Origin of the sequence: Frankia sp. CgMI4 (assembly GCF_001756285.1) — a bacterium.
Classification (GTDB): Bacteria; Actinomycetota; Actinomycetes; order Frankiales; family Frankiaceae; genus Frankia; species Frankia casuarinae.
The window spans coordinates 31660-44397 of the sequence record NZ_MAQZ01000045.1 but is presented as its reverse complement, the minus strand read 5'-3'; the positions used below and the strand labels follow the sequence as shown (position 1 = coordinate 44397).

The following is a 12738-nucleotide window of genomic DNA, read 5'->3' as shown; positions in this document are numbered from 1 at the left end:
ACGATCGGCACCCCGAGCAGGTCGAACCCACTGCGTTCCGGGGAGTCGTGACTGTGCCGGCCGGGCGAGCGGTCGAGCACGACACCGACGACCGACCAACCCGACGTCGGATCCCGCTGGGCCAGCCGGACCAACGCCGCCGCGGAGTCCCCCGCCCCGACCACCAGCACCCGGTGCAGGCAGCGGCCCGCCCGGCGCATCCGGTGCAGGTAGCCGCGCGCGGTGGCGCGGCCGGCCACGGTCAGCAGCAGCGCCGTCGGGAAGGCGATCAGCACGTAGGCACGCGCGAGCTCGGCCTTGGTCGCATAGGACAGGACGGCCACCACCGCGGTGAGCTGCGCGGCGGCGTTGAGGACCCGGCGGAACTCCTCCGAGCCGCTGCCGAGGAACCGGCTCTCGTACGCCCGGCTCAGGTACATCGACAACACCCACGCGACGGGCAGCAGGATCGACATGGCGACATACGGCGTCGCGGAGACCGGCTTCAGGTCGAACTCAACCAGTCCGCCGAACCGGACCAGGTAGGCCACTCCCGCCGCGACCACGCAGGCGGCCGCGTCGGAACCCACGAGCAGCCAGCCGTACGGCCGTTCCCAGCGAACCTTCGCCCGGTAGTCGACGACACCGTCGGATGTTCCGTCCGCGCCGGGGCCCGCGCCCACCTCGTACCCGTCGTACCGGGCGGGCTCATCGGCCCCGTCCAGCGGTTTCGGGATGGCATCCGTGCCCGGCCCCGCGGCCAACCCCACCTGTGCATGGCTGAAGACAGTGTCCGTCACCTGGCAGACCCCCCACGGCCGCAACATCTTCGGACCGACGACGACGGGGGGAGCGCTGCTTGGCGCCGACCACGCGTGTCACCTGCGTATCGACGTGCCCAGGCCTGGTGCCGAGCCCCCGAACCCGCCGCACCACCGGCCATCCGGACCCCCCATCCGACCGGCACCGCACATACGCGAGTAACTCTAACGTGCCGAGATAGGAGGATCCACGACGTCAACCCCGATGACTCATACGCGTAACAAAAATCGCGACTAGGCGGTCAAGGGACACGACAGTCAGGAGACACAACAGTCAGGAGACACAACAGTCAGGAGACACCGGACAGGTACGCCCGTAGCAGCCGCTCGGCCTCGTCGATCGCGGCGAGCTCGACGTACTCGTCCCGGGCATGGGCCAGGTTGGGATCGCCCGGCCCGTAGTTGAGCGCCGGGATCCCGAGCTCGGCGAAGCGCGCCACGTCCGTCCAGCCGTACTTCGCCACCGGCACACGACCGGTGGCGGCGACGAACGCCGCCGCGTGCGGGGCGGCGAGCCCGGGCAGCGCCCCGCCGACGAGATCGGTGACCTCGACGTCGTAGCCACCCAGCACCTCGCGAACATGCGCCACCGCCTCGTCGGGGCCCCGGTCCGGAGCGAACCGGAAGTTCACCGTGACCTGGCACCGGTCGGGGATCACGTTGCCCGCCACCCCACCGTCGATCCGCACCGCGCAGAGCCCCTCACGGTAAGTGCAGCCGTCCAGCGTCACCGTCCGCGCCCGGTAGCCGGCGAGGCGGYGGAGCAGATCGCCGGCCTTGTGGATGGCGTTGTCCCCGAGCCACGACCGGGCCGAGTGCGCCCGGGTGCCGGGAAGCGTCACGACCACCCGCAGGGTGCCCTGGCAACCCGCCTCGATCTCGCCGGAGGTCGGTTCCATCAGGATGGCCAGATCCGCATCCAGCCAGTCCCGGTGCCGGGCGGCGAGCCGACGCAGYCCGTTGCGGGCCGCCTCGACCTCCTCGTGGTCATAGCAGACCCAGGTGACGTCGTGGCTCATCGCGCCGGGCGTGGCGACCGGGAGCGTGGCCGCGAGCCGCAGCGCGACCGCGACCCCTGCCTTCATGTCCGACGTCCCGCAGCCGTAGAGCCGCCCGCCCACCACACGCGAGGGCAGGTTGCCCGCCAGCGGAACGGTGTCCAGATGGCCGGCAAGCAGGATCCGGCCGGGCAGCCCCAGCTCGGTCCTGGCCACCACGGCGTCACCGTCCCGGTCAACCCGCAGCCCGTCCACCGCGGTGAGCGCCTTCTCCACCGCGCCCGCGAGGGCGGCCTCGTCCCCACTCACCGAGGGCACGTCAACCAGCGCCCGGGTCARCTCGCCGACGGGCGCCGTGAGGTCGAGGCTCATGCCGTCACACCCTACGGTCACCGGGCCAGCGGATCGTTAACCGGCGATAAGATCATTAACCGGCGACAGGACGCCAGCCGGCAACAAGATCGTTAGCCGGCGACGCCATGCTCCCGCAGGATGTCGTTCAACGCCAGCTTGTCGTGGATCTCGCCCTCGGCGAGCGTCCGCAGCACCAGGATGCAGGGCATCGCGAACTCTCCGCCCGGGAACGACTTCACCCGGTTGGAACCGACCGCGACCGCCCGCTCCGGGATCTCCCCGCGCGGGTACTCCGCGCCGGTCGCGGCGTCGAAGACATGGGTGGAGGCGGTCAGGATCGCCCCGGCGCCGAGCTTGGCCCCGCGGCGCACCCGYGCGCCGTCCACCACCATGCAGCGACTGCCGACGAAGGCGTCGTCCTCGACGACGACGGGGACCGCGTTCGGCGGCTCCAGGACCCCGCCGAGCCCGACCCCACCGGACAGGTGCACGTTGCGGCCGACCTGGGCGCAGGATCCGACCGTGGCCCAGGTGTCGACGAGGGTGCCGGCGCCGACGTAGCCGCCGATGTTGGTGTAGCTCGGCATGAGGACGGCCCCGGGCTCGACGTGCGCGCCCCAGCGCACGATCGCGCCCGGTACCACCCGCACGCTGTCGAACCGGGTCTTGAGCGGCACCCGGTCATGGAAGTGGAAGTCGCCCGCGGACGACTCGACCATGGCGAGAACCTTGAAGGACAGCAGGATCGCCCGCTTGGCCCGCTCGTCAACGGCGACCGAGCCGTCCACGGTGACCGTGGCGACCCGGGCCACTCCCGCATCGATGGCGTCGACGGCGGCCACCACGATCTTGCGGGCGTCGGCGTCGGCGGGGGTCAGCTCCGCCCGCCGTTCCCACAGTTCGTCGACGGCGGGATCGATCGGAGAGTCGAGGGATGTGTTCGAGGCGCTCACAAGCCCGACCCTACGAGGTGACCCCGGCCGCACGAGATGGCGGGGCCGCGGATCCGGGCCGGGTGCTAACGGATGTCCGGCTCGGCACCCCCATAGCTGCCCTGAGTGACCGGCTGACCGTAGTCGGGCCGAGCGCCATGGCCGGGCCGAGCGCCATGGTCAGGCCGAGCGCCATGGTCAGGCCGAGCGCCACGGCCGGGCCGAGCGCCATGGCCGGGTCGAGCGCCATGGCCGGGCTGCCCCGTGGCGGCGACCGGCGACAGCATCGTCATCCGCTCGGGAACGGTCGCCACCTGCGAGTCCGCGGCGGTCAGGGCGATCCGGACGTGATACCGGCCAGCCTCCCCGTAAAACGTCCCGGGCGCGACGAGTATCCCGACCTCGGCCAGCGCGTCCACCGTGGCCCAGGCCTCCTCACCCCGGGTTGCCCACAGGTAGAGGCCGGCCTCGCTGTGATCGATGGTGAAACCCGCGACCGCGAGCGCCGCCGCGAGGAYGGCCCGCCGGTTGGCGTAGCGCGCCCGCTGATCCGCCACATGCATGTCGTCGGCGTACGCAGCCGCCATGGCGGCCTGCACGGGCGTCGGCATCATGAAGCCGGCGTGCTTGCGGACCGCGAGGAGACCCTCGACCAGGGCCGGGTCACCGGTGACGAACCCGGCCCGGTAGCCCGCGAGGTTGGACCGCTTCGACAGCGAATGCACCGCCAGCAGTCCCTCGTGGGAGCCGCCGCACACGTCGGGGTGCAGCACCGAGACGGGCCGGCTCTCCCAGCCCAGCTCGATGTAGCACTCGTCGCTGGCGACGATCACACCGCGCTCCCGCGCCCAGGTGACCACGGCGCGCATCTCGTCGACCGTGAGCACCCGCCCGGTCGGGTTCCCCGGCGAGTTCAACCAGATCAGGGTCACCCCGTCGGCCGGGCCCGCCACCGGTTCGCAGCGGGCGAGCAGCGCGCCGACCTCGTAGGTTGGATAGGCCGGGGTCGGCACCCACACCCGGTCACCGGGTTCGAGCCCGAGCTGACCGGGGAGCTGGGCCACCAGTTCCTTCGTCCCGAGCACGRGCAGCACCGCGCCCGGGTCGACGAGCACGCCGAGCCGGCGGGCCAGCCAGCCGGCCGCCGCCTCGCGCAGCTCCGGGGTACCCGCGGTCAGCGGGTACCCCGGAGCGTCAGCGGAGCCGGCCAGCGCCTGCTGCACGACGGCCGGCGTGGCGTCGACCGGAGTACCCACCGAGAGGTCGACCAACCCATAGGGATGCAGCCGGGCCTTCTCCTTGAAGGAGACCAGCTGGTCCCACGGGAAGTCGGGCAGTCGCACCCGGGACCGGGCCGGTGACCGCGGGACTCCGGAGATGTTGCCGGGTCTCCCAGGGCCGCTCAGGACTCGCCCTGAGGAGCCAGCGCGGCGACCGTCGGCGGGTCGAAGTCCAGGGCGCCGACCTTAGATGCGCCGCCAGGCGACCCGAGCTCCTCGAAGAAGTTCGCGTTGGTGTCGGTGTACCCCTTCCACTGATCGGGAACGTCGTCCTCGTAGTAGATGGCCTCMACCGGRCAGACCGGCTCACAGGCAMCACAGTCGACACACTCGTCAGGCTGGATGTAGAGCATCCGTCCGCCTTCGTAGATGCAGTCGACCGGGCACTCCTCGATGCAGGCCCTGTCCTTGACATCGACGCAGGGCTCTGCGATGACGTAKGTCACCGGTTTTCCTCCTCGGGCTCACGGGCGACTGAGTCCTTAGTATCGACCTGGACAGTTCCGTGTCGACAACAAGGGCGTGCGCTGGTGGTGTATGTCGTCCGCATCACTCCGGCCGATGTYGGCGCGCGAGTTATGCTTCGCCACCGCATCCCCGGACCGGTATCCCTCAGTGATGTTCTCGGAACGTTGCKGTCATGGTCATCGGGCGYGCTCACGGTTGTCACTGCCGAGGGCACACTCGTCCAGGTTACCGAGGATGCCGTCGTAGCGGCACGCGTCATCCCACCCCGCCCACCGACACGACGTACGCGGAATGTCCCGGATACGACGGCTCTCATGGAGATTGTCCCGAATACGACTACCCTGAATACGACTACCCCGAAGGCGACTATCGCGGGGGCGACTGTCCTGGGGACGACCGTCCCGGACACACCCGATCCGGACACGCCCGATCCGAAGGTGCCCGGCCTGAAGGCTGCTGCCCCACCAGGGGCGGCTGCCCCGGAGACGGCCGCCCCTGGCGTGAACGCTCCGAGCGAGCTCTCGTGAGCACCCGCAGCCGCGGCAGGTTCGCCGAGGTCGTGCGCCGCGAGCCGATCGACCTGGCGGTCGCCTGCCATCTGCTCGCCGCCGAGGTCGACCCGGCAGCCGACGCCCCCGACGCCACCGCCACCCTGAGCGCCCTCGACGCATTCGCCGCGCAGGCCCGTCCACTGCTCGCCGCGCGGACGACCTCGAGCCGACGGCCCCGGTTCCCCCGGGCCGAGCACGGTACGCCGGTGGCACGCCAGACCGGCGCACCGGGGCAGGCACAGCCGGAATCCGGATCCGAGGCGGCAGGGCGCCTGGAGGGGTTCGGCCCGGGAGCGGGGAATTTCGATCCGAGGATCGCCRCCGAGACGCTGCACGAGTCCCTGGGGCTCGCCGCCGGCTTCGCCGGGGCCGAGGACGACTACACCGACCTGCGCTCCTCGCTGCTCCCCGATGTGCTGCGCCGGCGGCGCGGCCTGCCGATCCTGCTCTCCGTCGTCTGGCTGGAGGTGGCCGCCCGGCTCGGGGTCCCCGCCTATCCTGTCGGGCTTCCGGGGCACGTCGTGGTCGCGGTGGGTTCCCCCCAGGACCACGTGCTCGTCGATCCGTTCGCCGCCGGTCGACTACTGACGGTGCACGACGCCGCGGAGAAGGTACGCGCGGCCGGGTTCGCCTTCACCCGTGCCCACCTCGCCCCGATGAGCGCGCAGGACGTGCTCACCCGGATCCTCGGCAACATCCGGATCCTCGGGGCCCGCTCGGACGCGCCGCACATGCGGCTGTGGGCCGTCGAGCTGTCCCTGCTGCTCCCCCACCACCCGGCGAGCCTGCGCCGGGAGCGCGGCGAGCTCCGCGTCCGGTTGGGCGACTTTCTCGGCGGGGCCACCGATCTGACCGCGTTCGCCGACACGGTGGCCGCGGTCGAGCCAGCCGCCGCGGCGGCCGCCCGCCAGGCCGCCGCCGCGGCCCGCGCCCGGCTCAACTAGCCCCGGAGACCGTCCGCCCGCCCGGGAACCGTCCGTTAGCTCTGGGAAGCGCCTGTTAGCTTCGGGAACCGTCTGTTTCCCTCTGCGCCTCTGTTCCTCCCGTATCCGCACCGACCGGGTCGAGGTAGCGCCCGTCGTAGAAGACGAGCGGTCCGACATCGTCCCGCGGCTGGGCGAACGAGACGACCTCACYGAGGACGAGGGTGTGATCCCCCCCGGGATGGGTCGTGACCGTCCGGCACTCGAAGACCGACAGCGCGCCGTCGAACAGGACCACTCCGGTCTCCGGCCCGATCGAGTGCTCCCATCCCGCGAACATGTCGCCGGGCTGGTCATACGCGCGTTTCGCAAAGCAGCGCGACGTCTCGGCCATGTCCTCGGCGAGCACCGAGACTCCCCACACCCCCGAGGCCATGAGCGGACCGTGGAAGCGGGCGTCCCGGCGGATGCTGGCGAGCACCAGCAGCGGGTCGAGGGAGACCGAGACGAACGAGTTCGCCGTCATGCCGAGATGGCGACCGTCGGCGACGGTCGTGAGAACCGTCACTCCGGTAGCGAACCTGCCGACYGCCCTGYGGAAGTCCGCCGTCCRCAGGATCGACCGGTCGGCCTGGGAGACCTGGAAGACCGGAGAGACCGGAGAGACCGGAGAGGCGGGCGCGCCGGCCCGGTTCTCTCCACGGTGCGCAGGGCTACCCACCCGGCCACGCTACCCGCTCCGCTCACCACGTGGGCGACAGTCCCCAAGGGCCGGTGACATCTCCCACATCACAAGAGCCGGTGACATCTCCCAGGGCGAGACAGGCGACCCGGTGACCGGGTGACCGGACCGGTGCTCAGCAACCGGGAGGAAGCGCCGTGAGCCCCCGCCGTGCCCCGACGAGGACGGCGACCGCGATCGGGCTCAGTGCCCCGAGCAACAGGAACGCGTAGCCAGATCCGCTCGCCCGCAACAGCAGGTCCCCCTCGGGGCGGGAGCTGGCGAACAGCAGCACGACGACGGCCCAGCCGATGAGCACGGTCGTGGGTCCCAGCCGGGTGCCCGTCAGCCACCGCACCAGCAGCGCGGCACCCCCGTTGCCCACCAGCGCGACCAGTACGCCGAGCGACAGCAGCATCCCCCCCGGCCGCGGACCGGCGGGAACGAGGAAGACGCCGTAGAGACCCAGCCCGACCCCCAGAAACACCCCCAGTGTGTAGGAGGCGGTCAGAAAGGCCCTGYCGGGTTGCGGGTCCGGGGACGGTTGCAACGACGGCCGTGCCGGCTGTCGTTGCAACCGGGTTGAGGGCGGCGTCCGGCGGGGACCGGCGCTGGGACGGGGCATTCTCCGACAGTAGGACATCGTCCGCCAGGCCCGCCCGGTCAGGCCGACCAGCCCCGAGGCCCCAGCCCCGAGACCCCCGTAGCGGACCCCGGTGGCAGATCTCGGTCCTCAGGCGATCACCAACTCGGCAGGTACGACGATCACGTCCACCAACGCGCCCCGCCGCCACACCGTGAGTTCCACTGGCCGGCCGATCGTGCCCTCGGTCAGCAGCCGCTGGAGATCACCCGGAGCGACGACGGGCGTCCCGGCCACCGACAGGACGAGATCCCCGGTGAACAGCCCGGCGATCCCGGCCGGACTGCCGACGACCACCTCGGCCAGCCAGACACCGTGGCGCTGCCCGATCCGCTCGGCCACGGCGGGTGGCAACGGAACACCCGCCCCCGCGACCCCCAGGTACGCCCGGCGGACCCGGCCGTCGCGCATCAACGCGGCGAGGATCTTCCTCGTCGTGTCGTTCACCGGGACAGCCAGCCCCAGGCCGACACCGGCGACGGCGGTGTTCACTCCCACCACCCGGGCGTCGGCCGTGACCAGCGCCCCGCCGGAGTTACCCGGGTTGAGAGCCGCGTCGGTCTGGATCACCTCGTCGACCACCCGCACGGCCGAGCCCGAACGGGTCGGCAACGACCGGCCGAGGGCGCTGACGACCCCGGCGGTCACGCTGCCGGTGAGCCCCAGCGGGTTGCCGACGGCCACGACGAGCTGGCCGACCCGCAGACCCGCGGCGTCCCCGAGGACGGCAGCCGGCGGGGTCGTGCCCCGGGCCCGCAGCACGGCCAGGTCCGAGAGCGGATCGGCACCCACCAGGTCGACCTCGCGCTCGGTGCCGTCCGCGAACTGCGCCAGCCCGACCGGTGCTCCGGAGGTGGCCCGATGCCCCTCGACGACGTGCGCGGAGGTCAGCAGGAACCCGTCGTCGGTGAACACCACCCCGGAGCCGGCTCCCGCGCCGCGCCGGGTACGCACCCGTAGGCTGGYCACTGACGGGGTCAGCGCCGCGGCCACCCGGGTCACGACCGCGGAGTAGGCGTCCAGCGGCTCGACCGGCAAGGAACCACCGGGCCGCGTCGGGTCGGGTCCGTCCCCCCTGGCACGTCTGGTCCGCATCCGACCTCCTCGGCCGACGCCACACTTACATTGATTACAGCGTTACGAACACGGGGCCGTCCAGAACATTCCCACCGAGGTGCCTGTGCCACCGCGGCGAGCGGGCGAGCGGGCGGGCAGGCGAGCGGGCAGCAGACGATCGGCCAGCGGGCAGGCAGGCAGGCAGGCAGGCAGCAGACGATCGGGCCGGGGCGTCAGCGGGCCGGGGCACCGGAGCCGATCAGGGCTCGCACACGAGACCGGCGAACAGGTCCCGCTCCCGCCCGTCCGGACCGTCCCCCGGCCCCCGGGCGCCCTCGGCCAGCACGAAGTGCTCGACACTCCAGGCTCGCTGGCCGATGCCGTCGGCGAGCGCGAAAAAGAACCCGTCAACGCTCATCTGCGTCCGGTGCGACCGCATGGCGGCGATCTTCGCCTCGAAGAAGTGGGGAGCGGAGAGCTCGGTCGTGATGTCCGCATCGTCGACAAGCGTCACCCCCAACTCGTCCACGGACGTCAGACCCGCGAACGGGTTGCTCTCAGCGGCGGAATCGCGGAAGTACTCGAAGCCCGCGACGGCGCTCGATCGCGCCAGCGCCGTCTCGTAGCGCTTGGCGACCTGCCAGACCGAACCGGCCTGCGGGGCGAAGGACGGGTCGGCGGCGTCGGTGAAGGCCCGCCGGGTGAGTTCGTGGGCCCGAATGTGATCGGGGTGCCCGTAACCACCACGGGCGTCGTAGCTGACGAGCACCTGCGGCCGGACCTCGCGCACGATCCGCACCAGCTCCGCCGCGGCCTCGTCCAGGTCCGCCCGCCACAGGCAGCGGGGATGGTCGTTGGCGGGGGTGCCGATCATCCCACTGTCCCGCCAACGCCCGGGACCGCCAAGAAAGCGCTGGTCGGTGATGCCGAGCGCGGCGCAGGCACCGGCCAGCTCGCCGATCCGGTAGCCACCGAGCTGGTCGCCCCGATCCGCCCGCAGATGGATCAGCTCGGGCACCAGTACCTCCCCCTCCTCCCCCAACGTGCACGTCACGAGGGTGACGTGGGTGTCGGGGGAGGCGGCGTACGAGGCAAGCGCGATCCCCGTCGAGATCACCTCGTCATCGGGGTGGGCGTGCACGAACATCGCCCGCCGGGTGGGAAGTGGCGCAGTAGAGGGTGATGATGGGGTAGCTGTCGTCACATTGACGACCCTATGGGTAGCTTTGCCGCAATGTAGGGACCGCTCAGGCTYGGCGGCGGGAGCGGATCTTCTCGCGCTCGGCGGCGGTCAGCGCCACCTTGCGCAGACGCACGAAGCCCGGGGTGACCTCCACGCACTCGTCCTCGCGGCAGAACTCCAGCGCCTGCTCAAGGGTGAGTATCCGGTGCGGGGTGAGCCGGACCAGCTCGTCGCCGGTGGATGAACGCATGTTGGTGAGCTTCTTTTCCTTGGTCGGGTTGACGTCCATGTCGTCCGCCCGGGAGTTCTCACCCACGATCATGCCCTCGTAGACCTCGGTCGTCGGCCCGACGAACATCGTGCCGCGTTCCTGGAGGTTGAACAGGGCGTATGCGGTCRCCACCCCGCTGCGGTCGGCGACCATGGAGCCTGTCGCCCGGGTGCGCAGCTCCCCGAACCAGGGCTCGTACCGGTCGAAGACGTGGTGCAGCAGCCCGGTACCGCGGGTCTCGGTGAGGAACTCGGTCCGGAACCCGATCAGCCCGCGGGCCGGGACCAGGTACTCCAGCCGGATCCAGCCGGTGCCGTGGTTGACCATCTGCTCGACCCGGCCCTTGCGCAGCGCGAGCAGCTGGGTCAGCGTGCCGAGGAACTCCTCGGGCGCGTCGATGGTGAGGCGCTCCACCGGCTCGTGGATCTTACCGTCGACAGTGCGGGTGACGACCTGCGGCTTGCCGACGGTCAGCTCGAAGTCCTCGCGCCGCATCAGCTCGACAAGCACGGCGAGCTGCAGCTCCCCGCGGCCCTGCACCTCCCAGGTGTCCGGCCGCTCGGTGGGCAGGACCCGGATCGACACGTTGCCGACGAGCTCGGCGTCCAGCCGGTTCTTGACCAGCCGCGCCGTCAGCTTCTTGCCGGAACGGCCGGCGAGCGGGGAGGTGTTGATGCCGATCGTCATGCTGATGGACGGTTCGTCAACGGTGATAACCGGCAGCGGCCGGGGATCATCGGCGTCGGCGAGGGTCTCCCCGATCGTGATGTCGGGGATGCCGGCGATGGCGATGATGTCGCCCGGCCCGGCCGACTCCGCCGGTACCCGCTCGAGCGCCTGCGTCATCAGCATCTCGCTGATCTTGACGCGCTGCTGGCTGCCGTCGGCCCGGCACAGCGTCGCCGGCTGACCACGCTTGATCGTGCCGTTGTGCACCCGGCACAGCGCGAGCCGGYCGAGGTACGGGGACGCGTCGAGGTTGGTGACCAGGGCTTGCAGCGGCGAGTCAGGATCAAACGACGGCGCCGGCACGGTCTCCAGCAGAAGGTCGAACAGCGGCTTGAGATCGGGTGAGTCCGGGCTCACCCCGTCGGCCGGGCGGGTGGTGGAGGCACGACCCGCCTTCGCGTTGCAGTAGACGATCGGGAAGTCGATCTGGTCCTCGTCGGCGTCGAGGTCGAGGAAGAGCTCGTAGGTCTCGTCAACCACCTCGGCGATCCGGGCGTCCGACCGGTCCACCTTGTTGATGACGAGCACCACCGGCAGCCGCGCCGCGAGCGCCTTGCGCAGGACGAAGCGCRTCTGGGGCAGCGGGCCCTCGCTCGCGTCCACGAGCAGCAGGACGCCGTCGACCATCGACAGGCCACGCTCGACCTCACCGCCGAAGTCGGCGTGACCGGGCGTGTCAACGATGTTGATCGTGATGTCGCCGTAACGGACCGCGGTGTTCTTCGCGAGGATCGTGATGCCCTTCTCACGCTCCAGGTCCATCGAGTCCATCACGCGGTCGGTGAGCTCGGCATGCTCGCCGAACGCGCCGGACTGGCGCAGCATGGCGTCGACGAGGGTGGTCTTGCCGTGGTCGACGTGGGCGATGATTGCCACGTTTCGAAGATCGGCACGAAGAGACATGGTGATGCGCTCCGGGGCGGACATGGGGTTCGCGACCCCGCAACAACGACGACGTCACCGCATGAAACGACGGTAACGCATGAACCGGTGACGCGAACGTTCTGGCGAGTGTCCGCCATGGTGTCGGCGCCGCGGCACGACGATCTGCCCGTCACGCGTACACCGGCAACGGTCGCACCGCCACTCATGGTACGGGTGCACCCATGGCACGGATGCACCCATGGCACGGATGCCTCGGCCACAACGAGCTTCACCGGWCCGGGGCTTCACCGGTCCGCGACCTCCCGTCGCCGACCTTCAGAAGAGTCGACGTTCAGAAGAGCGATCCGGGAGTCGACAGCACGCGGCGCAGCTCCGCCACCAGGGGACCGTCGGCCGRCATCCACCGGACATCGTCCAGTTCGGCCACGCCGAGCCAGCGCAGCTCGTCATGTTCGACGAGCCGGGGCTGCTGGCGCGTCACCCGGCCGAGYCACACCCGCAGCACCCATCCGGGGCTGGACAGCCCGACCTCACCGAGCGGCGGACCGACCTCGATCTCGACGTCGAGCTCCTCCCGGCACTCCCGGACGAGCGCGTCGAGCTCGTGCTCGCCGGGCTCGACCTTGCCGCCCGGAAACTCCCACATCCCGGCGTAGGGATGCGGTTCCCGGCGCCGGGCGGCCARCACCCGGCGATCATCGTCGAGCAGCGCGACGGCGACGACCAGACGTCCCTTCACCACCGGGGAGTCGGTGCCGTCCCGGTCCTCGGGTGTTCCACGCCGTCGTCCATGGGTAGAAGGGAGGGCATCCAAGCCCTCCACATCCGCGTTCATGGTGCCGGACTCTCCCAGAGTCCGGCCAGCCGTGGATCCGTTCCCGGCGGATCGTGTCTGATGACCCTTTCGGGTGGCTCCACCAAGACGGCTCGCCGAGCGGCGGGAC

The 12738-nt window shown here is 71.1% G+C and carries 10 protein-coding genes and 2 pseudogenes; 1 reads left to right on the top strand and 11 read right to left on the bottom strand.

Features of this window, described 5'->3' with window-relative positions; genetic code table 11:
- The 5 genes and pseudogenes from Manayef4_RS04580 to fdxA all read right to left on the bottom strand — a co-directional run.
- Positions 1-662 (bottom strand): annotated as a pseudogene (locus tag Manayef4_RS04580) (sugar transferase); the annotation flags it as partial.
- Positions 663-1090: 428 nt separating this feature from the next.
- A complete protein-coding gene (gene dapE, locus Manayef4_RS04575) occupies positions 1091-2170 on the bottom strand; it encodes a succinyl-diaminopimelate desuccinylase (RefSeq protein ID WP_070130750.1) in 1080 nt (359 codons plus the stop codon).
- A 92-nt stretch (positions 2171-2262) separates the two neighbouring features.
- Positions 2263-3105, bottom strand: coding sequence for a 2,3,4,5-tetrahydropyridine-2,6-dicarboxylate N-succinyltransferase (locus Manayef4_RS04570; protein ID WP_023840104.1), 843 nt, complete (start codon positions 3103-3105; stop codon positions 2263-2265).
- Between the two features lie 260 nt (positions 3106-3365).
- Positions 3366-4427 (bottom strand): annotated as a pseudogene (dapC, locus tag Manayef4_RS04565) (succinyldiaminopimelate transaminase); the annotation flags it as partial.
- A 59-nt stretch (positions 4428-4486) separates the two neighbouring features.
- A complete protein-coding gene (fdxA, locus tag Manayef4_RS04560) occupies positions 4487-4810 on the bottom strand; it encodes a ferredoxin (RefSeq protein ID WP_070130748.1) in 324 nt (107 codons plus the stop codon).
- 545 nt (positions 4811-5355) lie between these two features.
- Between fdxA and Manayef4_RS04555 the strand changes: the two genes are divergently transcribed.
- Positions 5356-6327 carry a transglutaminase-like domain-containing protein gene (locus tag Manayef4_RS04555; RefSeq protein WP_070130747.1) on the top strand — a complete coding sequence of 324 codons (972 nt, stop codon included), beginning with the start codon at positions 5356-5358 and terminating at the stop codon, positions 6325-6327.
- 55 nt (positions 6328-6382) lie between these two features.
- On the opposite strand, the gene Manayef4_RS04550 is transcribed toward Manayef4_RS04555, so the two are convergent.
- From Manayef4_RS04550 to Manayef4_RS04525, 6 genes are all read right to left on the bottom strand, one after another.
- The gene (locus tag Manayef4_RS04550) at positions 6383-7027 is read right to left on the bottom strand and encodes a flavin reductase family protein (RefSeq protein WP_070130746.1); all 645 of its coding nucleotides are present in this window, start codon (positions 7025-7027) and stop codon (positions 6383-6385) included.
- Positions 7028-7163: 136 nt separating this feature from the next.
- Complete coding sequence (locus Manayef4_RS04545; RefSeq protein WP_349257423.1) at positions 7164-7577, bottom strand: DUF6113 family protein; 414 nt, start codon at positions 7575-7577, stop codon at positions 7164-7166.
- Positions 7578-7760: 183 nt separating this feature from the next.
- Complete coding sequence (locus Manayef4_RS04540; protein WP_070130744.1) at positions 7761-8765, bottom strand: trypsin-like peptidase domain-containing protein; 1005 nt, start codon at positions 8763-8765, stop codon at positions 7761-7763.
- 220 nt (positions 8766-8985) lie between these two features.
- Positions 8986-9873, bottom strand: a complete 888-nt coding sequence (gene mshB / locus Manayef4_RS04535) for an N-acetyl-1-D-myo-inositol-2-amino-2-deoxy-alpha-D-glucopyranoside deacetylase (protein ID WP_023840098.1) — start codon at positions 9871-9873, stop codon at positions 8986-8988.
- Between the two features lie 100 nt (positions 9874-9973).
- Positions 9974-11812: a translational GTPase TypA gene (typA, locus tag Manayef4_RS04530; RefSeq protein WP_070130757.1), complete on the bottom strand. Its 1839-nt coding sequence runs from the start codon at positions 11810-11812 to the stop codon at positions 9974-9976.
- 313 nt (positions 11813-12125) lie between these two features.
- Positions 12126-12629, bottom strand: a complete 504-nt coding sequence (locus Manayef4_RS04525; RefSeq protein ID WP_070130743.1) for a (deoxy)nucleoside triphosphate pyrophosphohydrolase — start codon at positions 12627-12629, stop codon at positions 12126-12128.
- Positions 12630-12738 lie beyond the last annotated feature (109 nt).